Here is a 20,145-nt window from a genome sequence, read left to right as displayed (position 1 = left end):
GGGATGGGGGTGGGGATGGGGATGGTGATGGGTGTGCCTGTGGGTGTGGGGGAGTACGAGGGAGCCGCCGGGGTTCAGCGGTCGGCGGTGACCCCGGGGTCGACGGCGGTCACCGCGGCGGCGCGGCTGCGGAAGTCCGTGAAGACCCCCGCCCCGGAAGGAGCCCCGTCCGCGCCCGCCCCGTCCGCGCCCGCCCCGGACGGAGTCCCGTCCGCCTCGGGAGCGGCGGCGAACAGGCCCAGCAGGGCGCCGACCCACCGCCAGGGGGTGGCCGCGAACTCGGGGCCGATCCGGACGGGTCCCTCGCCGGTGTCGTAGGAGAAGCGGCAGCGGGCGTCGGCCGTGACCTCGATCCGCAGCAGCGCCTCGGAGGCGGGGAGCGGCCGGGCCCGGGCCGCGTCCCGCTCGCGGTCGGCGTTGCCGGGTGCGAAGCGGTGGGCGAGCAGCACCCCGCCGTCGGCGGCGCGTTCCAGGCCGATCCAGGCGTACGCGTCGCCGAGCACGACCAGTCCGGCGCGCGCCCCGGGCGTCTCGGACTCCAGCCGGAGCCGGACCTCGACGGTCCGGGCGCCGGCGGGGAGCCGCTGGGTCAGTACGTGCGGTACCGCCCGCAGGTCGTGGGCCCGGTCCGTACGGACGCAGCCGAGCCGCAGTCCGTGCCCCTCGTGCGGGGCCGTCCACCCCGTGCCGGGGTTCGCGGTCCACGTCCACTGCGGGCCGAACGCGCCGCCGGGGAAGGCGTCGTCCACGGCGGGCCGGGCGGGCGGTGCCTCCGGCAGGGCCGGCTTGCGGTGCACGCGCACGGGGGAGCCCTCGTCGCCCAGGACCGGCCAGCCGTCCTCGTCCCAGCGCATCGGCTGGAGGTGGACGAGCCGGCCGTGCGCCCCGGTCTGCTGGAAGTGCAGGAACCAGTCCTCGCCGGCTCCGGTGCGCACCCAGCCGCCCTGGTGCGGGCCGTTGACGTCGGTGTCGCCCTGGGAGAGGACGATCCGCTCCTCGTACGGGCCGGGGAAGGAGTCCGCGCGGAAGGCGCCCTGCCAGCCGGTGGCGACACCGCCGGCCGGGGCGAGGATCCAGAACCGGCCCTCGTGCCGGTACAGCTTGGGCCCTTCCAGGGTGAACCAGCCGGGGAGGAGGTCGGCGTCGATCAGGGTCCGGCCCTCGTCGAGGACCTCGGTGCCGTCCGGGCTCATCCGGTGGCCGGTGAGCCGGTTGTTGAAGCCGGCGCGGGACTTGGCCCAGCCGTGCACGAGGTACGCCTCGCCGGTCTCCGGGTCCCACAGCGGGCACGCGTCGATCAGGCCCAGCCCCGCCTTCACCAGGTGCGGAGAGCTCCACGGCCCCTCGATCGCCGGGGAGTTGACCTGGAGGACGCCGTGGTCGGGGTCGCCCCAGAAGATCCAGAACCGGCCGTCGTGGTGGCGGAGGGACGGCGCCCACACCCCGCGGTCGTGCCGGGGCGCGGCGAACGCCTCCTCGGGGACGAGCCGTCGCAGCGCGTGCCCGACGAGCGTCCAGTTGACGAGGTCGCGGGAGTGCAGCAGCGGCAGGCCGGGGGCGCGGCCGAAGCTGGAGGCGGTGAGATAGAAGTCCTCGCCGACCCGGACCACGTCGGGATCGGACCAGTCGGCCGCCAGGACGGGGTTGCGGTACGTGCCGTTCCCCAGGTCGCCGGTGACCTCGGGCACCGCGCACCCCCGCGCGCCCCGGCCCGTCACGACGCCACCGCCTTGCGCACCAGGGCCGAGGCCTCGTCCCGGTCGAGGCGGCCGTCGGCGACGACGGTGACCACGCGCCGGACGAAGGTCCCGCCGGCCGGGACCGCGAGCCGCTCCCCGGACGCGAGGGAGGAGCCGACGCCGGGGTACTCGGCGGCGCGGACGAACCACGGATCGCGCCGGGTGGTCCCGGTCGCGCCGGCGAGGACCAGCGTCCAGCCGTCGCCGGCCATCGCGACCCAGTCGGCGCGGGCGCCGTGGACGGCCTCCTCGCCGTGCCCGGCGGGGCCGAACACCTCGGGGGCGGCGGCCTCCTTGGGGGCGCGCCAGAAGAAGCCGCCGTAGGCGGCGCCGGGGCGTCCGTTGGTGGCCGGGCTGCCGATGGACAGGTCGCGGCCGGAGACGTTGGCGACGGAGAAGGTGAGGTCGAGGGCCCACGCGGTGTCGGTGAGGGCGACGGCGGCCACCGTGCGGTGCTCGGCGAGCAGCCGCTCGCCGCCGGCGGTCCAGCTCAGCTCCTCGACGAAGCCGTCGGGGTCGCACAGTTTGAAGCCGTCGTGCCGCTGCGCGCCGTGGTTGTCCAGCTCCACGGGGCCGCGGCCCCGGACGAAGGTGCGCCCGCCCCAGAAGTTCCGTCCGTCGACGTCGGGGACGGCGACGGAGACGCCCAGGTGGTGCACGTGGTCCTCGGGCAGCGCCTCGGTGACGGTCCGTCCGGCGAGTGTCGTCACGGGGTGCAGGTAGGGCCGGGGGGAGTGGCCGGCGGCCAGTGCGGGGCGGGTCACGCAGTGGGCGACCGTGCGGCCCGCGACCCGCAGGGCGGTGGTGCCGGTGCCGGCGTTCATCGGGCCTCCGCCGGGACCGGGGCCGCCCAGGGGGCGCCGAGCTCGGAGTACAGCCTGAGCTGTTCGGCGCTCGCGTCGACCAGCGCCTCCACGCCGGCCACGACCCGCCGTTCGGCGCTCGCGCCGGGCTCGGCGCGCCAGTGGGCGGCGGGCAGCGGCAGCGGGTCGGGCGCGGTACGGACCGCCTCGACGACCCGCATGAAGGCGCCGGTCTCCGCGGGCGGCACGAGCAGCGGGGTGCCGTCGGTGACGTGCGCGACCAGGTTCTCCAGGAGGTCGGTGCGCCCGTGGACGGTCTCCTCGGGACCGTGTCCGGCGCGCTGGAGCAGGACGCGGTCCTCCCGGTACCAGAAGGTGACCCGGCCGCGGGTGCCGTGCACGACGACGTACGGTTCGCCGGTCCTCTCGGCGCAGAGGGTCGCCGCCACGGTCACGGGGAGGCCGGCGGCGGTGGTGACGCGGACGGCGGAGGTGTCGTCGGACTCGATGGCGTGGGCGTGGAAGAGCTCGGTCTCGACGCCGGTCACGTCCTCGGCTCGGGTGGTCCCGGCGAGGGCGAGGGCGGTGGCGACGGCGTGGGCCAGCGGGTTGGTCAGGGCCCCGTCGACGACGTCCCGGCCGTCGAGGCGGCGCCGGCCGGCCCAGGGGGCGCGCCGGAAGTACGCGGTGTCGCGGACCCAGGCGCCGGCGGCGCCGACGCCCCGGACCTCGCCGATCGCGCCCTGGGCGATGAGTGCGCGGACGGCGGGGATCGCGTGCGAGCCGAGCGACTGGAAGCCGATCTGGCAGGCGGCGCCGGCCGCCGCGACCCCGTCGGCCATCCGCTGGAACTCCGCGTAGGAGGGGGCCGGGGGCTTCTCCAGGAGGAGGTCGGCGCCGTGCCGGGCGGCGGCGAGCGCCATGTCGGTGTGGGTCTGGATGGGGGTGCTGAGGACGGCCAGCTTCGCGCCGGTCGCGGCGAGCAGGGCCTCGAAGTCGTCGGACTGGGCGGGGGCGCCGAGCCCGTCGAGTTCGGCGGCGTCGAGCGGGCGGAGTTCGCAGACGCCGGCCAGGCGGACGAGGCCGAGCCGTTCCAGGCGGTGGATGTTGAGGAGGTGGCTGCGGCCGTGACCGCGGGCGCCGGCGAGGACGACGGGCAGGGGCGCGGCGGCGGGCGGCCGAGGGGTGGGCAGGGGTGCGGAGGAGGGTCGAGGGGTGGGCGCGGGCAGGGGTGCGGAGGCGGGCATCGGGCTCATCCCTTCACCGCCCCGGCGCTGAAGCCGGTGACGAGCCACTTCTGGATGAAGGCGAAGACGATCACGACGGGGACGGCGGCGATGACGCCGCCCGCAGCGAGCGCGCCGAGGTCGACGCTGTCGGCGCCCATGAGGGTGTTGAGGCCGACCGGGATGGTCTGCTTGCTCTGGCTGCTGAGGAACATCAGGGCGAAGAGGAAGTGGTTCCAGGCGTGGACGAAGGCGAAGGAGCCGACCGCGACCAGACCGGGCCGCAGCAGCGGCAGCACCACGATCAGGAAGGCGCGGAAGCGCGAGCAGCCGTCGACCCAGGCGGCCTCCTCCAGCGAGGGCGGCACGTTCCTGATGAAGCCGCTGATGAGGATCATCGACAGCGGCAGCTGGAAGACCGTCTCGGCGAGGATGACGCTGCCGATCGAGTTGATCATCCGCAGCTCGGCGAAGATCTGGAAGAGCGGGACCAGGAGCAGGGCGCCGGGCACGAACTGGGAGCAGAGGAGGGCCAGCATGAAGCCCTTCTTGATCCGGAACTCGAAGCGGGCGAGGGCGTATCCGCCGGCGAGGGCGACCAGGGTGGTGCTGATGAGGACGGCGACGCCGATGAGCAGGCTGTTCTGGAAGAAGACGCCGAAGCTGCGGTCGGTCCACACCTTCTCGAAGTGCTCGGTCGTCATCGGCCAGGGCAGCAGCGAGGTCGAGCCGGCCGGCCGGACGGCGAAGAGGAGGATCCAGTAGAAGGGGACGAGGGTGAAGACGAGGTAGACGCCGAGCGGCAGGTAGATCTGCCAGCGGGGGACCTCGTCCCAGGCCCGGTGCTTCGTGCGGGCGCTCGCGGGCGGGGTGCGGTCCGGCGGGTCCGCGGGGGGCGTGGCCGGCCCGGCGGGCGCGGTGCGGGTGGGGGTGGCTGCGGCGGTCACTTGCTGTCGCCTCCGAACTTGCTCAGGCGCAGATAGACGATCGAGCAGAAGAGAAGGATCACGAACGCCACCGTGGTGAGGGCGGAGGCGTAGCCGAAGTTGTGGGCGTCGACGCTGGTCTCGGCGACGTACAGCGGCAGGGTCGTGGTGACGCCCGCGGGTCCGCCGCCGGTCAGCGTGTACAGCAGGTCGACGTTGTTGAACTCCCACACCGCGCGCAGCAGCGTGGAGAGGACGATCGCGTCCCGGATGTGCGGGAGCGTGATGTGGAAGAACTGGCGCAGCCGGCCCGCTCCGTCGACCTCGGCGGCCTCGTACAGGTCGCCGGGGATCGACTGGAGGTCGGCGAGGATGAGGATGGCGAAGAAGGGCACGCCCCGCCAGAGGTCCGCGACGATCGCCGCCCAGAAGACGGTGCCGGTGTCGGAGAGCAGGGAGGTGCCGTACTCGCCGATGCCGAGGTCCGCCAGGTAGCGGGTGATGCCGGTCTGCGAGTTGTAGAGCAGCACCCAGATCGCCGAGGTGAGCACGCCGGAGACGGCCCAGGGGGAGAAGACGAGCGCCCGGCCGAGTGCCCGGCCGAAGAAGGTCTGGTTCACGATGAGGGCGAGCGCGAGCCCGAAGAGGAGCTGGAGCGTCACCTCCACCACGACCCATTTGAGGCTGAAGGAGAGCGTGCCCCAGAAGTGCGGGTCGTCGGTGAAGATCTTCGTGAAGTTGTCGAAGCCGGCGAAGCCGTTCCGCCAGGGCTTGGTCGGGTTGTAGTGCTGGAGGCTGTAGTAGAAGACGCTCAGCACGGGGTAGGCGATGAAGCCCAGCATCAGCAGGCCGGCGGGGGCGATCAGCAGGTACGGCAGCCGGCGGGGCGTCGCTCCGGTGCGGCGGCGCCCCCGTGGCGGGGTGGCTCGGGGCGGTTTGGTCACAGCTGTGGCCATGACGGCGGCTCCGTTCTCGGGCGGGCGTGCGGGGTTCGGGAGCGGCCTCACCTGTGGTGAAGCGCTTCGCGAACGGCGTTCGACAGACCGGACGGGGAGTCCGGTGGGGTGGCGGGGGCCGATGCGGCCCGCAGCGGTGCGGGGGTGGGGGTGGGCGCGCCCCCGCGTACGGATCGGGGTGGGGTGGTGGGCGGCCCGGGCGGGACTCAGCCCGCGTACGGATCGGGGGTCGTCCCCGGCCTGGCCAGGAACTCGAAGTCGCAGCCGGTGTCGGCCTGGGAGATCTGCTCCATGTAGAGCGCGCCGTAGCCGCGCTCGTACCGGGCCGGCGGCGGGGTCCAGGCGGCCCCCCGCCGCTCCAGCTCCTCGTCCGTGACGTGCAGATGGAGGGAGCGGGCCGCGACGTCGAGGGTGATCGTGTCGCCCGTACGGACCAGGGCGAGGGGCCCGCCGACATGGGATTCCGGCGCCACGTGCAGCACGCACGCCCCGTAGCTCGTCCCGCTCATCCGGGCGTCCGAGATCCGGACCATGTCCCGCACGCCCTGCTCCAGGAGGTACTTGGGGATCGGCAGCATCCCGTACTCCGGCATTCCCGGGCCGCCCTTCGGACCCGCGCCGCGCAGCACGAGCACGTGGTCGGGGGTGATGCCGAGGGCGGGGTCGTCGATCGTCCGCTGCATCGTCCGGTAGTCGTCGAAGACCACGGCGGGACCGGTGTGCTTGAGGAACCGCTGCTCCATGGCGACGTGCTTGACGACCGCGCCGTCCGGGCAGAGGTTGCCCCGCAGCACCGCGAGTCCGCCCTCGGCCGCCAGCGGCCGGTGCCGCTCCCTGATCACCTCGTCGTTGTGGACGAGGGCGCCGTCGAGCTGTTCGCGCAGGGTGGTGTGGGAGACCGTCGGCCGGTCCAGGTGGAGCACGTCCGCGATCCGCGACAGGAAGCCGGGCAGCCCGCCGGCGAAGTGGAAGTCCTCCATGAGGTACGCCCCGCCGGGCCGCAGGTTCGCGAGGACCGGCACCGTCCGGGCGATCCGGTCGAAGTCGTCGAGCGTCAGCTTCACGCCCGACCGGCCGGCCATCGCGATCAGGTGGATCACCGCGTTGGTCGAGCCGCCGAGCGCCAGGACGGCGGCGACCGCGTCCTCGTACGCCTCCCGGGTCAGCAGTCGCGAGAGCCTGAGGTCCTGGCGGACCAGCTCCACGATCCGCAGGCCCGAGGCGGCGGCCATCCGGTCGTGCCCCGAGTCCACCGCCGGCACCGAGGAGGCGCCGGGCACGGTCACGCCCAGGGTCTCCGCCGCCGCCGTCAGCGTCGACGCCGTCCCCATCGTCATGCAGTGGCCGGGGGAGCGGGCGAGCCCGTTCTCCAGCTCGGCCAGCTCGCAGTCGCCGATGGTGCCGGCCCGCCGCTCGTCCCAGTACTTCCACATGTCCGTGCCGGAGCCGAGGGTCTCCCCCCGCCAGTGCCCCGGCAGCATCGGACCGGCCGGCACGAAGACCGTCGGCAGGTCCACCGAGGCCGCGCCCATCAGCAGCGCGGGCGTGGTCTTGTCGCAGCCGCCCATCAGCACCGCCCCGTCCACCGGGTAGGAGCGCAGCAGCTCCTCCGTCTCCATGGCGAGGAGGTTGCGGTAGAGCATCGGCGTCGGCTTCTGGAAGGTCTCCGACAGCGTGGACACCGGGAATTCGAGCGGGAAGCCGCCGGCCTGCCACACTCCGCGCTTCACGGCCTGGGCGCGGTCGCGCAGGTGGACGTGGCAGGGGTTGATGTCCGACCAGGTGTTGAGGATCGCGATCACGGGCTTGCCGAGGTGCTCCTCGGGCAGGTAGCCGAGCTGCCGGGTCCGGGCCCGGTGGCTGAACGAGCGCAGCCCGTCGGTCCCGTACCACTGGTGACTGCGCAGCTCGTGAGGCGCCTTCACCGGCCGCTCCCGCGACGGCTCGTCGCGTCGCTCCTGAGGGCCCGTCATATCGGCCACCCGCCCACGATCGCCGCGACCTCGGCCCGCTCGTCCTCCGGGAGCTCCCGGCTCGGCGGCCGGATGTCCCGGCGGCACAGGCCGAGCGAGGCCAGCGCCTCCTTGACCACCGTGACGTTGTCCGCGCTGCCGTTGGCGGCGCGCAGCTCCTCGAAGCGGCGGATCCGCTCCCACACCTTCATCGCCGTGCCGTAGTCCCCGGTCCGCAGCGCCTCCAGCATCTCCAGGGAGAGCGCGGGGGAGACGTTGACCAGGCCGGAGGTGAAGCCGGTGGCGCCCGCGGAGAAGTACGAGGGCGCGTACGGCTCCGCGAGACCGGCCACCCACACGAAGCGGTCCAGGCCCGCGTCCCGGGCGAAGCCGGCGAACCGGGCCGCGTCCGGCACCGCGTACTTGACGCCGACCACGTTCGGGCAGGCGGCGCCCAGTTCGGCGAGGCGCGCCCCGCCGAGCAGCGGGTTGCGGATGTAGGGGACGACGCCCAGCTCCGGCACCGCCTCGGCGATCGCCCGGTGGTAGTCGACCCAGCCGCTCTCGGAGACGTACGGGTGCACCGGCTGGTGGACCATCACCATGTGCGCCCCGGTGTCCCGGGCGTGCCGGGCGGCGTCGACGGCCGTCGGCACGTCGTGTCCGACGCCGACCAGGATCGCGGCGCGGCCGGCCGCCTCGGCGACGGTCGCCTCGGTGATCGAGCGGCGCTCGTCGGGGGTGAGGGCGTAGAACTCGCCCGTGTTGCCGTTCGGGGTGAGGGTGCGCACCCCGCCGTCGAGCAGGCGGCGCAGCAGCGCCCGGTGGGCGGCGGAGTCCACCCGGCCGTCCTCGGCGAACGGCGTGACCGGGATGGCCACGACGTCGGCGAGGGCGGCCCGAAGGGTCTCGAAGTTCATTCTCACTCGCTGTCCAGGAGGGAGGAGCCCGGGTGCACGGCGGACTCCAGGGGGTTCGAGGGGAAGGCGCGCTCCACGAACGAGGCGATGTGGGCGTGCACCGCCCGGCGGGCCCCGTCGGCGTCGCCCGCGGCGGCGAGCCGCAGGATCTCCTCGTGCTCGGCCGCCTCGCGCTCCCAGGAGGGGACGGCGGCCCAGGCGACGGTGGAGACGAGTGCTGCCTGGTCGCGCACTTCGTCGAGCATCCGCCCGAGCAGCGGGTTGCCGCAGGGGAGGTAGAGCGCGCGGTGGAACGCCCGGTTGGCCAGGGAGCGTTCGGCCGGGTCCTCGGCTCCGGCGGCCCGGGCGAGTGCCTCGTGGGCGGCGTCGAGCGGGGCGCCCGAGGCGACCGCGCGGCGGACCGCCTCCGGCTCCAGGAGCAGCCGGACGTCGTACACGGCCCTGGCCATGTCCGCGTCCACCATCCGCACGGTGACGCCCTTGTACTGGCTCATGACGACGAGTCCGCTGCCCGCGAGGGTCTTCAGCGCCTCGCGCACCGGGGTCTTGGACACCCCGAAGCGCGCGGCGAGTTCGGCCTCCACGAGCGCCTGGCCGGGTCTGAGCCCCCCGGTGAGGATGTCGTGCTTGATCGCCTCCAGGACGTACTGGGTCCGGGAGGGGATGGGGCTGGGGGCGAAGGCCATGGAGCACTCTCAGATCTCGTGTATGGCGTCTCATATATGACGTACGAAGTGCAACGGGCATGAAGTTAAGGCGGCGCCGATGTTTCGTCAATGCTTCGCGCAGGGTTGGGAGAAAGTGTTTTCTATCCGATGCCCGGACGGCGGTCGGGACGGAGGTCCGCGGGCGCCCCGGAGTGATCGCCCCGAGGCTGTTCCCTGGTTTTGTTTTCTGGGATAACTATTGGGGGCCGGTGTGTCCCTCCCACCCGGCGCAGCCCCTCCCCACCCCACCCCGAGGACCCGCATGAAGTTCACCGACGGCTTCTGGCTGATGCGCGAGGGCGTGCACGCCTCGTACGCCACCGAACTCCGCGACCTGCGCGTCACCCCCGGCCGCCTCACCGCGCACGCCTCCGTCAAGCGGGTCCGCACCCGCGGCGACACCCTGAACTCGGCGCTCCTCACGGTGGAGTGCCACGCGCCCGCCGAGGGCGTGATCGGCGTCCGCGTCACCCATCACGCCGGCAAGGCCCGGCGCGGCCCCGACTTCGCCCTCGCCGCCCCCGACCCCGAGGCCGGGACCGTCCATGACGACGGCACCGCCGTCGAGCTCGCCTCCGGCCCGCTCCGCCTCCGCCTCGACCGGGCCCGCCCCTGGGCCCTGGACTTCCTGGACGCCTCCGGCCGCCCCCTCACCACCTCGGGCCGCAAGGGCACCGCCTTCGTCACCACCCCCGACGGCGCCCACCACATGGCGGTCCAGCTCGCCCTCGGCGTCGGCGAGCAGATCTACGGCCTCGGCGAACGCTTCACACCCTTCGTCAAGAACGGCCAGACCGTCGACGTCTGGCAGGCCGACGGCGGCACCAGCAGCGAACAGGCCTACAAGAACGTCCCCTTCTACCTCTCCTCACGCGGCTACGGCGTCTTCGTGAACCACCCCGGCCGGGTCTCCTTCGAGATCGGCTCCGAGGCCGTCGGCCAGGTCCAGTTCAGCGTCGAGGACCAGACCCTGGAGTACTACGTCGTCGCCGGCCCCACCCCCAAGGACGTCCTGCGCCGCTACACCGCCCTCACCGGCCGCCCCGCCCTCCCTCCGCCGTGGTCCTTCGGCCTCTGGCTCACCACCTCCTTCACCACCCCCTACGACGAGGCCACCGTCACCTCCTTCGTGGACGGCATGGCCGCCCGAGGCATCCCGCTCTCCGTCTTCCACTTCGACTGCTTCTGGATGCGCGAGTACCAGTGGTCCGACCTCGCCTGGGACCCGGAGACCTTCCCCGACCCGGACGGCATGCTCGCCCGCCTCAAGGCCCGGGGCCTGCGCGTCGGCCTCTGGATCAACCCCTACATCGCCCAGAAGTCCGCCCTCTTCGACGAGGCCGCGCACGCCGGGTATCTCGTGCGCAGGCCGAACGGCGACCTCTGGCAGTGGGACCTCTGGCAGCCCGGCATGGCCCTCGTCGACTTCACGAACCCCGACGCCCGCGCCTGGTTCCAGGAGAAGCTGCGCCCCCTCCTCGCCCAGGGCGTCGACTGCTTCAAGACCGACTTCGGCGAGCGGATCCCCACCGACGTCGTCTGGCACGACGGCTCGGACCCCGAGCGGATGCACAACTACTACACCCACCTCTACAACCGCACCGTCTTCGAACTCCTGGAGAAGGAGCGCGGCCCCGGCGAGGCCGTCCTCTTCGCCCGCTCCGCCACCGCCGGCGGACAGCAGTACCCCGTCCACTGGGGCGGCGACTGCTGGGCCTCCTTCGAGGCCATGGCCGAGTCGCTGCGCGGCGGACTCTCCCTCTCCCTGAGCGGCTTCGGCTTCTGGAGCCACGACATCGGCGGCTTCGAGGGCACCCCCGAACCGGAGGTCTTCACCCGCTGGCTCGCCTTCGGCCTGCTCTCCTCCCACAGCCGCCTCCACGGCAGCGACTCCTACCGGGTGCCGTGGGAGTTCGGCGAGGAGGCGGTGGCCGTCGCCCGCCGCTTCACCCACCTCAAGCACCGCCTCATGCCCTACCTGTACGCGACCGCCGTCGAGGCCCGCGCGACCGGCGTCCCCGTCATGCGCCCCATGGTCCTGGAATTCCCCGGCGACCCCGCCTGCCGCACCCTGGACCGCCAGTACATGCTCGGCCCCGACCTGCTCGTCGCCCCCGTCATGGACCCCGGCGGCGAGGTCGAGGTGTACGTCCCCGAAGGCACCTGGACCCACCTCCTCACCGGCGAGGAGGTCACGGGCCCCCGCTGGCGCCGCGAGACCCACCCTCTCGACAGCCTCCCCCTCTACGTCCGCCCCGGCGCCGTCCTCCCCCTCGCCGCCCCCTCCGACCGCCCCGACGGCCCCTGGCTCGACGGCCTGACCCTCCTCGTCGCCCCCGGCGGCGCGCCGGGCACGACGACCACCGTCACGGTGCCGGACCACCGGGGCGACCCGGCGGCCGAGTACCGCGTCACCCACGGAGGGACGGGCCCCACGGCCGACGCCACGGGGACACGCCGGCCCTTCACGGTGGAGACGCTGGGCCCCGGCGGAGTGGGGGACCGCCGCACTGGATGAGAGCGTGGTGGTGCGGAGGCCACAGCTCGCTCGGGCAGGCGTGGATCAGGAGGTGGTCGTTCCGCGAGCTCCGGATCCCGGTGGGATGCTGTGACGCGGGGGCGACGCCCCGGTCGGGGTCCCGGTCCTCGACGGGGACCCCGCTCTCCTGGTCGGCGGGCCATGTGCCGACCATGCCGGCCGCCTACGTCAAAGGGGTCCTCGCGCCCCCGACAACGGGTTCTCGCGCCTGGAAGTGCCTACGCCGACGCGGCCGATCCCCTCCGTCCACGGGGTCCTCGCACCTCGAAGTGCCTACGCCGACGCGGCCGGCCGCCTCCGACAGGAGGGGTCACTCCTCGCCCGAGAACCGCTCCCACGCCGACTGACGGGTGATGCCGAGCGTCTGGCCGATGCGGCTCCAGGTCACCCCGCGCCGCCTGAGCTCCCGCACCCACAGCCGCAGGTCCGCCTCGGCCCGGTCGATGTGGTGGGCGACGCGCGGGAGGTGGCCCAAGAGGTCCTCGTCCGTCATGGCGGCCCAGATCCGCGCGCGCTCCCCGTCGGGCGCCCCCAGCGTCTCGTCGACGATCCGCCGCGCCAGGGCCGCGCACTGGTCGCAGACGCGGAGACCCGGCTCCCCGCCCGGTTCGGCCGCCTCGGGGGCGGGCTTCCCGCAGAAGGTGCAGAGCGCGGGGCCGGGGGGTCGAGCGGCGCTGTCCATGGCGTTCCTTTCCGTCGGCCGGGCTGTCAGGGTTCTCCTGACACGGTAGGTCGTCAGGGGTGCCCTGACAATCCTCGCGACCCGCCGCCGGCAGGAAGAACGGAGCCGACAGGGAGGGCGCACCGGCGTCGGCCCGGAGAGTCCCCGCCGCCGCGCCGCAGCGGTGGCCGACCGCCGTGGGGTGGCGCGAGCACCTGTCACCCCTCCGGTGACCTCGACGTCCGCGACCGCGACGGACGCCGCAGGCGCCGGGATCCACTCGCGGAGTGCCCTGCGGCAGGGCTCGCGGGGTCCCTCAGGAGCCCAGGACTCGTCGATGGGGTCCGCCGTGAGGCGGAGGCGTGGAGTGGTGATCGTCGCCCTGCGGGCGGTGGCCCTGGCCGCAGGGTGTCCCTCGACCGATGACGGACACGGGGGAGCGGCTGACCGCTCTGCGCCGTGACCACTGCCTGGGGCCGGGGGAGTGGCGGGAGGAGCGCGTCGCCGGGGGAGCGAGGGCGCCCGGGTCTCCGGCATGCGAACGGGTCGAGCCCGCCACCCCGGGCGCCTACGCGGCGGCACGGCTCCGGGAGGGCGAGCGTGTCGGCGCGGTGCTCTCACCCTGAGGGAGGAGACCGGTTCGGCCATCAGATCGGTGACGCCGAGGCGGAGACCCGCGTCGTGAGGTACCGCGAGGACGCCGGCTTCGAGACGCCGGCCCAGGCCGGGCGGGCGTCCGTGGTCACGGTCGTTCGCCGGGGAGCGTCAACTTCGGTTCGGTGTGCGGGTGGTTGCGCATCTCGACACGGAAGTCCGCCGCCTTGGAGTAGTCGTGCCGGAGGAGGGAGCTGCGCTCCCAGACGGCCACGAGCTCGCACGTCGCGCAGCCCGGCGTGGGTACGGCCGGCGGGGTGGGGCGGTCGGGCAGCACCACGGGAGGTTCCGGGTACGTCTGCCGGGCCCCCCGCGCCGCCCCCGGGACGGGCGTCGTGAGGACGCGGATCAGCGACCGCTCCTCGTGCGTCGGTCGGCGCAGCTCCGCCGGCGGGGCGGTCCAGGCGGTGCCGCCGCCGGGCTGTTGCAGATGGACCAGCTCGCCGTCCCAGGCGGTCACCTTCCCGAGGCGGGGCCGGCCCTCGGGTGTGTCTGCCGCCATGTACGTCCCCAGGTCGGGGACGGGGGTGGGGTGGTCGCTTTCGGGCATGAGGGTTCCTCTCTGTAGCGGATTCACTACCGGGAGCCATCAGCGTGACCTACAGTCGAGAGACCTTCAACGCGCGAATCCCGGAGGGAGAGTTGTGGTCAATCGCAAAAAGCTGGAGCCGGACAACGGGCCCTTGGCCGCTTACGGAGCGCGAATGCGCAGGTTGCGCGAGGAGCGAGGCTGGACACAGGAGGTTCTGGCCGAGCGGACCAGGTACTCCAGCAAGCACATCTCCGCTGTAGAAACTGGCAACCGATCCTCAACTCTCAGATTCTCGGGAGCGCTCGACGAAGCGTTCGGGCTGACGGGCACGGATCAGTCGTTCGATCGTGAATGTCAGCAGTTGCGTCACGGGGTGCTTCTGGAGGGCTTCCCGGAGTACGTCCATCAGGAGCGCAAGGCCGTAGAGATCCGCTTGTTCGAGATCGGGATCATTCCAGGACTTCTTCAAACGCCCGAGTACGCTCAGGCGGTGGCGGCCGGATCGGTCGCGCGCGGAGCAACCGCCGCGAAGCCGGCCGCGGAGCGCGTGAAAGTCCTGGCCGAGCGCCAGCAGATCTTGGAACGAGATCAACCGCCGATGCTCTTCGTCGTGATGGACGAGAGTTGCATCCGTCAGCTGGTGGGCGGTTCTGGAGTCATGGCCGCGCAGCTGGACCGCCTCGTGGAGTTGGCGGCGCGCCCGTTCGTGGTGCTCCAGGTGGCGCCCTTCGCCATGGGCGAGAGAAGGTCGTTCAACCGGCCGGTGACCCTGGCGACCCTGCCGGACCGCTCTGTTCTGCTCTATGCGGAGTCGCAGTCCCAGGGCCACTTGGAGCGGGAGAGCGGAACGGTGACGTCCATGCTCACGGGCTACCATCAGCTTGCGGTGGAGTCGCTCTCTCAGGCAGACACCGTGGCCATGATCCAGGAAGCGCGAAAGGGCATGCTGTGACGACCGAGTTCCCCCTCTGGTTCAAGTCCTCCTACAGCGCCGACGGAGGCCAGTGTGTGGAGGTCGCCCGCAACCTGATCCCCGCTCTCGGCCTTGTCCCGGTCCGAGACTCGAAGCTCTCCGCGGGCCCGGTCCTCGCCGTCTCCGCCACCGCCTTCGCGACCTTTGTCGAATCCGTCAAGCAGTGACAGACGCCAAGCCGCCCCGCGACAGCGCCCAGCGCATCACGGACGTACGAGACCGACTCGCGCGCGAGACGGACCTCTGGGTCGCCTCCGCCGGCCCCGACGGCATGCCCTACCTCGTGCCGCTCTCCTTCTTCTGGGACGGCGCCGACGTCTGGCTCGTCACGCGGCTGTCCAACCCCACCGGGCGCAACCTCGCGGCCAACCCCCGTAGCCGCCTCGCCCTCGGGGACACCCGGGACGTCGTCCTCCTCGACGGCGAGGTCACGACGTACACCCACGACGAGGTCCCGGCCGAGGCCGCCGACGGCTTCCACGCCAAGACCGGGTGGAACGCCCGCCGGGCCGGTCCGGCCTACCGCTGGTTCCGGGTCCGGCCGACGGAGCTCCAGGCGTGGCACGAGGAGCCCGAGCTGCCGGGACGGCAGCTGATGACCGGCGGCGAGTGGGCCAGGAAGTAGCGCCGACGGGGGAGCGGGACGGGCCGTGAACCCGGTGCGGGCAGGCGACCGGGCCGCTGGAGCCTGCCTCCCAGACGGACCGGCACACCCCGAACGTAGCCATGGCCCCATCGTGAGAAGAGCTCAAGCCGAAGCTGATCTCCGCTATGCATGTGCGGAGATCAACATCCCATCAGGAGGAGAGCGCGAGGGCCGAGCCCGTCACCACAGGTCGGCCCACGCGGGCGGGGTGGGCATCGGCCCGTCCTCCCAGCGGCGTACCCCCCGGTGCGGTGCGGTGCGGTGCGGTGCGGTGCGGTGCGGTCCGGGCTGGTCCGGTCCGGGAGGCTGATGGGGCACCGCGGGCGTGCCGGCTGCCGAGCCGGGGACCGGCATCGCAGCGGCGGCCTTGAGGCGGCCGGAGATCACCGCGCCGACCGTGCGGCACAGAGGGGCGGGCAGAGGGCGGGCGATCATCTCCCACGGCAGTGGCACCGGCCACCCTGCCGCGAGGAGCCTGGACACATCAGGCCTTGGTCCCGGAGCGCGACTCCAACCCCGTTGCTAGGGTGAACTGTTGGTTTCGATCAGGGGCGGGGGACCATGACGTTCGACGACGAGTGGGCGGCACTCAAGTCCGACGCGCGAGACAGGCAGTCGGCGCGGCTGGGCCTCAACACGGCTGGGGCCCAGCCCGGTGTTCCGGCATCCGGTACCGATTCCGACCTCGTTGTGCACCGGGACGAGCTGGGCGCGGTCGGTAACGAGGCCTTCCGGATCCACGGCGAGCTGCGGAAGCGTGCTGACGTGGCGGGTGCCGGTGCCGACAAGGCCGGCGCGGGGACCACTGCGCGGGCTGCGGCGGAGTTGCAGGGCCACAACTTCAGCGCGGGTGGCGAGCTGTACACCACGCTCGAAGTCTGGACTTCGCAGGTGAAGACAGTTCTGCAGATGTTCGCGCATATCTCCAACCACCTGGACTACTCGAAGAAGTCACACGCCAACGACGACGTGGAGATCGCCGCCACGCTCAGAGGGCGGGACGGCTCCGCGGTGCCGGTGTCGGAGTTGCAGAAGTACGTGAAGTGATCAGGGGGAGCGGGACAGCATGGGGGCGTTCTCGTACACGGATCTGGTTGAAGCCGACCTGGACAAGCTGAGCTCGGCAGCCGAGGACTGGTCCTCGACGGCGGCCGGTCTAAAAAGGTTGATAACCGAGGTCTACAGCGGTCTTCTGCAGTTGTCCGACGGGGCCGATTGGGCTGGGCTGAATGCGACCGTCACCAAGGAGTTCGTCCGCAAGTCGGTCAAGGAGGTCGCGGATCTCCAGATGGAGGCGCAGAGCATCGCGTCCGTTCTCCGGGACGGGCACACCGAGCTGAAGCACCTGCAGAAGCGTGCTCGCGAGCTTTCCGCGGAAGCCCGCAAGGGTGATCCTGACCGGTCGGCGGGCCCTGATCCGGGGCTGTTGGTGTCGGATGGTCCCAACGGGACAGTGAAGGTCATCGAGGCCTTCTGCGGTGTGGAGGGCACGTCTCAGCGGACCAAGGATCTGATGCAGTGGTACGCCGATACCCTCACGGGCCTGGTGGCGCACGCGGCCGAGATCGACGCCGCCGTGACCCGGGCGCTGAAGCGAAGCCACGGCGGTGACCCGCACAACGCGGGGCACGCAACGTACACGTCGCTCGACGAGGACCAACTCCCCCGCGCCACCAAACTCGCCTCCCTCGGGGGCGATGCGAACACGGCGCAGCGGGCCGAGCTGCGACGGCTGTGGACATCGCTGAGCCCGCAGGCTCGTGCGGAGTTGTGGACCGGGCACAGGGACGGCCTTCTCGCGGCGGGACTGCTCGCTCCGACCATCAAGAAGGCCGCCCCCGACCGGGGCTCCGGGCCCCACGGTGTCGAAACTCCGGGAGCCGAGGAGCGCAGGACCCGGGAGAAGATGAACCTGATCGCCGAGGCCGCCGACTGGAAGGGCGACAACGACGCCGCGCGGCACATGGCGCACTACCTCGGGAACAGCGGGACGGACATGGAACTGCCCGTCGACAAAATGATGTCGGACGTGCCCGGCTTCAACGCGCACATCGAGGACGGCATCAGGGAGCATCAGGCGGCTTGGCGCGACGACGCTCTCGCGGAGTTCCGGCGCAATGGCGGACAACCCGTCTCGATGCCGGTGGAGACCGGAAACCGGGACTTCTCCTTCACACAGGACGTCGACAACAACTGGTTCTACGCAGTCGGGTCCACCCGGTCGAACGTGACCGGGGTGGTCACCGTCGTACCGGACGAGAACGGGCAGCCCAAGGTCGGTCTCGACTACCAGGCCAACGCCTGGGACCGCTACAACTGGGACGAGAGCAAAGGCGTGACCATCGAGCTCCCGTGGGGCAGCGAAATGAGTATTCCAGACGGTCAGATGGCCCGCCTCCACACCACGGGCATCGCCCAGGAGTTCGACATGGCGGGCAGCAGCTCCGTCAAACACTACGATCTGGGCGGACCCGCCCCGAACCAGGGATCTCTGCCACAGCCGGACCAGCCGGGCCGCGAGGGCGACCGGACGGATCCGGGTCGTGAGCAGCAGGAAGCGCGATAGAGGATCACGAATGGATACCTCCCCCCGGACCGCTGCCGACACCCGGCCCGTGCGCCGCCGTCGCGTGCCGGTCGCAGTCGTCGTCGTTGCGGTTCTCCTTGGTTGCGTCGCCACCGCGATCGGTGTGGTGTCCTGGGTCGCCGATGACGTGTCGTCGGACCTGACGGACCAGGAAATGACGTGTTGCTGGGAAGAAGGGGCCACGCCCGCCTGGATGAGCGACCAGCTCGGTATCCGCATTCCGGAAGGAGCCTCGGACCGGCGGTCGGGCTACAAGACCGGCCTGCGTCACGACACAGGCCTGCTCGCCTTCGTCCTGCCGAGCGAGGACGCGGAACGGTACACAGGCAGACTCATCCGAAGCGGCACCGAGATGATCGGGAACTTGCACCCCGAGCAGAAGGGCTACCGGCCCGCCGCCGCCTTCGGTCACCTCGGACTGCCCGAACCCGAGACGTTCGTCCAGGGCCTCCGGAAGGCCAGCCTGTGCCCGGACGACCTGGCGTCCCCGGAGGGCCGATACCTCCAGCGCTGCGTCGACCTCTTCGCCCACGAGTTCACACCCGGCACCACGCGGATCTACGTCCGGTCGACCATCGAACCGTCCCTCACGCCTCCACCCGCGAGCAGCGCTCCGTGATCCCGTTGCGCCATCGCAGAAAGGTCGGCGGAACCCCTGCCCTGTACCGCTGTCATCACCAGGAGCACGGGCACGGCGCGCGCGCCCCGGGCAGGGCGATGGGGGCACCCCGTCGTCCCCGTGCGGCAGCGTCAGCCGGTCCTCCGCCCGGCCGGCGAGACGCGGCCAGCGGCCCTCCAGTAGCCTGCCGTGTATGGCGAGCCCCGAGGCATCCAGAGTCGGGGGCTTTCGGTCACGCGCCGTCAGCCCCTGCGCCTGAGCCCCCGAGCCGGTGACAGCACCGACCCGCCGCGCGAGCGCGCGGCCGGTCGCGCGTGCCCCGGCGGCGTACGGACGGGCCGGGCACCCTGGAGGCGGCGGCGGTGACGAGACGACGTCCACCGTTCTCGCCTCACCCCGGAGCCACCTGTGCCCCAGTCGTATTCCCAGGCCCCGCCCATCCCCGGCCGGGCCCTTCCGCTTCCGCTGTACCTGCTCGCCCTGGCCGTCTTCGCCATGGGCACCTCGGAGTTCATGCTCGCCGGGCTGCTGCCGGACCTCGCCCGTGACCTCGGGGTCGGCGTCGGCGCCGCCGGCGCGCTGACCTCGGCTTTCGCCCTCGGCATGGTGATCGGCGCGCCGCTCATGGCCGTGCTCGCCCGGGGGCGGTCCGGCCGGGCCGGGCTGCTCGTGTTCGTGGGCGTCTTCCTCGCCGCGCACGTCGTCGGCGCGGTGACCGAGAGCTTCACCGTCCTCCTCCTGAGCCGGGTCGCCGCCGCCCTAGCGAACGCGGGGTTCCTCGCGCTCGCCCTGACCACCGCCACCGCCATGGTCCCGGCGGACCGCAAGGCGCGGGCGCTCGCCGTGCTGCTCGGCGGGACGACCGTCGCGACCGTCGTCGGAGTGCCCGGGGGCGCGCTGCTCGGCGCCCTCGCCGGGTGGCGGGCCGCGTTCTGGGCGGTCGCCGCGCTCTGCGTGCCCGCCGCGCTCGGCATCCTGCGAGGGGTGCCCGGCGGGCGGACCGAACGGCGCTCGCTGCGGGCCGAGTTCGGGGTGCTCCGGGCGCCCCGGCTGCTGCGGGTCCTGGCCCTGGCCGCGCTGGTGAACGCCGCCACCTTCGGCGCCTTCACCTTCCTCGCCCCGGTGGTGACCGGCCCGGCCGGGCTCGGGCCCGCGTGGGTCCCCGTCGCCCTCGTGCTGTTCGGCGCGGGTTCCTTCGCCGGGGTCACGGCGGCGGGACGGCTGGCCGACCGGCATGCCGCCCGCGTCCTCGCCGTCGGCGGGCCGCTGCTGCTCGCCGGCTGGGTCGGTCTCGCCGCGCTCGCGGACCGCCCGGGAGCCCTTCTCGCGCTCCTCCTCGTGCAGGGCGCCCTGGCGTTCGCCCTCGGGGGCACGCTGATCGCCCGCGTCCTGTACCAGGCGGCCGGCGCGCCCGCGCTCGCCGGGGCCTACGCCACGGCCGCGCTCAACGTGGGCGCGGTGGCGGGGCCGTTGCTCGCCGCGACCGTCCTGGACCGGCCGACGGGGCCGTTCCTGCTGGCCGCGGGGCTCGTCGCCGCGGCCCTGGCACTGGCGGCGGTCAGCGATGGTCGTCCCGGTGGTCCTGCGTCCCGCACCTGTTGATGAAGTCGCGGGTCCCCACGGGGCCATGGACCGGGAGGGAGCGTCCGGCCCCCCGGCCCGGGGCCCGGCGCCGGAAGGTTCGGTGCCGGGCCCCAGGGGGCGT

At 72.8% G+C, this 20,145-nt stretch carries 19 protein-coding genes; 9 read left to right on the top strand and 10 right to left on the bottom strand.

Going from position 1 to position 20,145, the window contains the following annotated elements; translation table 11 throughout:
- Window positions 1-74: 74 nt before the first annotated feature.
- The 8 genes from ACF1BN_RS00415 to ACF1BN_RS00380 form a co-directional block, all read right to left on the bottom strand.
- Window positions 75-1,718 (bottom strand): family 43 glycosylhydrolase, encoded by a 1,644-nt coding sequence (locus ACF1BN_RS00415; protein WP_392329354.1) that lies wholly within the window; start codon window positions 1,716-1,718, stop codon window positions 75-77.
- Window positions 1,715-2,563, bottom strand: a complete 849-nt coding sequence (locus tag ACF1BN_RS00410; RefSeq protein WP_392329353.1) for a PmoA family protein — start codon at window positions 2,561-2,563, stop codon at window positions 1,715-1,717. Before ACF1BN_RS00410 ends, ACF1BN_RS00415 begins: the two co-directional genes overlap by 4 nt.
- Window positions 2,560-3,798: a Gfo/Idh/MocA family protein gene (locus ACF1BN_RS00405; protein WP_392329352.1), complete on the bottom strand. Its 1,239-nt coding sequence runs from the start codon at window positions 3,796-3,798 to the stop codon at window positions 2,560-2,562. Before ACF1BN_RS00405 ends, ACF1BN_RS00410 begins: the two co-directional genes overlap by 4 nt.
- The gene (locus ACF1BN_RS00400) at window positions 3,795-4,715 is read right to left on the bottom strand and encodes a carbohydrate ABC transporter permease (protein WP_392329351.1); all 921 of its coding nucleotides are present in this window, start codon (window positions 4,713-4,715) and stop codon (window positions 3,795-3,797) included. The genes ACF1BN_RS00405 and ACF1BN_RS00400 overlap by 4 nt, the downstream gene beginning before the upstream one ends.
- Entirely contained in the window at window positions 4,712-5,650 is a 939-nt protein-coding gene (locus tag ACF1BN_RS00395) for a carbohydrate ABC transporter permease (protein WP_392329350.1), read from the bottom strand. Before ACF1BN_RS00395 ends, ACF1BN_RS00400 begins: the two co-directional genes overlap by 4 nt.
- A gap of 206 nt (window positions 5,651-5,856) precedes the next feature.
- Window positions 5,857-7,623: an L-arabinonate dehydratase gene (araD, locus tag ACF1BN_RS00390; protein ID WP_392329349.1), complete on the bottom strand. Its 1,767-nt coding sequence runs from the start codon at window positions 7,621-7,623 to the stop codon at window positions 5,857-5,859.
- Window positions 7,620-8,522, bottom strand: coding sequence for a dihydrodipicolinate synthase family protein (locus tag ACF1BN_RS00385; RefSeq protein ID WP_392329348.1), 903 nt, complete (start codon window positions 8,520-8,522; stop codon window positions 7,620-7,622). The genes araD and ACF1BN_RS00385 overlap by 4 nt, the downstream gene beginning before the upstream one ends.
- Before the next feature lie 2 nt (window positions 8,523-8,524).
- Window positions 8,525-9,208: a GntR family transcriptional regulator gene (locus tag ACF1BN_RS00380; protein WP_392329347.1), complete on the bottom strand. Its 684-nt coding sequence runs from the start codon at window positions 9,206-9,208 to the stop codon at window positions 8,525-8,527.
- A 283-nt stretch (window positions 9,209-9,491) separates the two neighbouring features.
- On the opposite strand from ACF1BN_RS00380, the gene yicI reads away from it, so the two are divergent.
- Entirely contained in the window at window positions 9,492-11,747 is a 2,256-nt protein-coding gene (yicI, locus tag ACF1BN_RS00375) for an alpha-xylosidase (protein ID WP_392329346.1), read from the top strand.
- A gap of 331 nt (window positions 11,748-12,078) precedes the next feature.
- Here the strand turns inward: yicI and ACF1BN_RS00370 are convergent, their stop codons facing one another.
- Window positions 12,079-12,450, bottom strand: a complete 372-nt coding sequence (locus ACF1BN_RS00370) for a hypothetical protein (protein WP_392329345.1) — start codon at window positions 12,448-12,450, stop codon at window positions 12,079-12,081.
- 401 nt (window positions 12,451-12,851) lie between these two features.
- On the opposite strand from ACF1BN_RS00370, the gene ACF1BN_RS00365 reads away from it, so the two are divergent.
- Window positions 12,852-13,055, top strand: coding sequence for a hypothetical protein (locus ACF1BN_RS00365; protein ID WP_392329344.1), 204 nt, complete (start codon window positions 12,852-12,854; stop codon window positions 13,053-13,055).
- A 116-nt stretch (window positions 13,056-13,171) separates the two neighbouring features.
- Here ACF1BN_RS00365 and ACF1BN_RS00360 read toward each other — a convergent pair whose 3' ends face one another.
- Window positions 13,172-13,633, bottom strand: coding sequence for a hypothetical protein (locus ACF1BN_RS00360; RefSeq protein WP_392329343.1), 462 nt, complete (start codon window positions 13,631-13,633; stop codon window positions 13,172-13,174).
- 154 nt (window positions 13,634-13,787) lie between these two features.
- Between ACF1BN_RS00360 and ACF1BN_RS00355 the strand changes: the two genes are divergently transcribed.
- The 7 genes from ACF1BN_RS00355 (at window position 13,788) to ACF1BN_RS00325 (ending at window position 20,042) form a co-directional block, all read left to right on the top strand.
- Window positions 13,788-14,567: a helix-turn-helix transcriptional regulator gene (locus ACF1BN_RS00355; protein WP_392329342.1), complete on the top strand. Its 780-nt coding sequence runs from the start codon at window positions 13,788-13,790 to the stop codon at window positions 14,565-14,567.
- Complete coding sequence (locus ACF1BN_RS00350; RefSeq protein ID WP_392329341.1) at window positions 14,564-14,755, top strand: DUF397 domain-containing protein; 192 nt, start codon at window positions 14,564-14,566, stop codon at window positions 14,753-14,755. Before ACF1BN_RS00355 ends, ACF1BN_RS00350 begins: the two co-directional genes overlap by 4 nt.
- Window positions 14,752-15,213, top strand: coding sequence for a pyridoxamine 5'-phosphate oxidase family protein (locus ACF1BN_RS00345; protein WP_392329340.1), 462 nt, complete (start codon window positions 14,752-14,754; stop codon window positions 15,211-15,213). Before ACF1BN_RS00350 ends, ACF1BN_RS00345 begins: the two co-directional genes overlap by 4 nt.
- Before the next feature lie 582 nt (window positions 15,214-15,795).
- Window positions 15,796-16,281, top strand: coding sequence for a hypothetical protein (locus ACF1BN_RS00340; RefSeq protein ID WP_392329339.1), 486 nt, complete (start codon window positions 15,796-15,798; stop codon window positions 16,279-16,281).
- Between the two features lie 19 nt (window positions 16,282-16,300).
- Window positions 16,301-17,800 (top strand): hypothetical protein, encoded by a 1,500-nt coding sequence (locus tag ACF1BN_RS00335; RefSeq protein WP_392329338.1) that lies wholly within the window; start codon window positions 16,301-16,303, stop codon window positions 17,798-17,800.
- A complete protein-coding gene (locus ACF1BN_RS00330) occupies window positions 17,778-18,440 on the top strand; it encodes a hypothetical protein (RefSeq protein ID WP_392329337.1) in 663 nt (220 codons plus the stop codon). Before ACF1BN_RS00335 ends, ACF1BN_RS00330 begins: the two co-directional genes overlap by 23 nt.
- A 438-nt stretch (window positions 18,441-18,878) precedes the next feature.
- The gene (locus ACF1BN_RS00325; protein WP_392329957.1) at window positions 18,879-20,042 is read left to right on the top strand and encodes a Cmx/CmrA family chloramphenicol efflux MFS transporter; all 1,164 of its coding nucleotides are present in this window, start codon (window positions 18,879-18,881) and stop codon (window positions 20,040-20,042) included.
- Window positions 20,043-20,145: the final 103 nt, after the last annotated feature.

It is taken from the genome of Streptomyces sp. NPDC014861, assembly GCF_043081625.1.
Lineage (GTDB): Bacteria > Actinomycetota > Actinomycetes > Streptomycetales > Streptomycetaceae > Streptomyces.
This window is presented reverse-complemented; position numbering and strand designations above follow the sequence as displayed.

What these genes read in the sequence shown, in the direction of transcription:
- araD (WP_392329349.1), bottom strand. Translation starts at nt 7,623, where the DNA reads ATGACGGGCCCTCAGGAGCGACGCGACGAGCCGTCGCGGGAGCGGCCG.
- ACF1BN_RS00355 (WP_392329342.1), top strand. Translation starts at nt 13,788, where the DNA reads ATGCGCAGGTTGCGCGAGGAGCGAGGCTGGACACAGGAGGTTCTGGCC.
- yicI (WP_392329346.1), top strand. Translation starts at nt 9,492, where the DNA reads ATGAAGTTCACCGACGGCTTCTGGCTGATGCGCGAGGGCGTGCACGCC.
- ACF1BN_RS00370 (WP_392329345.1), bottom strand. Translation starts at nt 12,450, where the DNA reads ATGGACAGCGCCGCTCGACCCCCCGGCCCCGCGCTCTGCACCTTCTGC.
- ACF1BN_RS00410 (WP_392329353.1), bottom strand. Translation starts at nt 2,563, where the DNA reads ATGAACGCCGGCACCGGCACCACCGCCCTGCGGGTCGCGGGCCGCACG.
- ACF1BN_RS00335 (WP_392329338.1), top strand. Translation starts at nt 16,301, where the DNA reads ATGGGGGCGTTCTCGTACACGGATCTGGTTGAAGCCGACCTGGACAAG.
- ACF1BN_RS00380 (WP_392329347.1), bottom strand. Translation starts at nt 9,208, where the DNA reads ATGGCCTTCGCCCCCAGCCCCATCCCCTCCCGGACCCAGTACGTCCTG.
- ACF1BN_RS00340 (WP_392329339.1), top strand. Translation starts at nt 15,796, where the DNA reads ATGACGTTCGACGACGAGTGGGCGGCACTCAAGTCCGACGCGCGAGAC.
- ACF1BN_RS00405 (WP_392329352.1), bottom strand. Translation starts at nt 3,798, where the DNA reads ATGAGCCCGATGCCCGCCTCCGCACCCCTGCCCGCGCCCACCCCTCGA.
- ACF1BN_RS00395 (WP_392329350.1), bottom strand. Translation starts at nt 5,650, where the DNA reads ATGGCCACAGCTGTGACCAAACCGCCCCGAGCCACCCCGCCACGGGGG.
- ACF1BN_RS00365 (WP_392329344.1), top strand. Translation starts at nt 12,852, where the DNA reads ATGACGGACACGGGGGAGCGGCTGACCGCTCTGCGCCGTGACCACTGC.
- ACF1BN_RS00360 (WP_392329343.1), bottom strand. Translation starts at nt 13,633, where the DNA reads ATGCCCGAAAGCGACCACCCCACCCCCGTCCCCGACCTGGGGACGTAC.
- ACF1BN_RS00385 (WP_392329348.1), bottom strand. Translation starts at nt 8,522, where the DNA reads ATGAACTTCGAGACCCTTCGGGCCGCCCTCGCCGACGTCGTGGCCATC.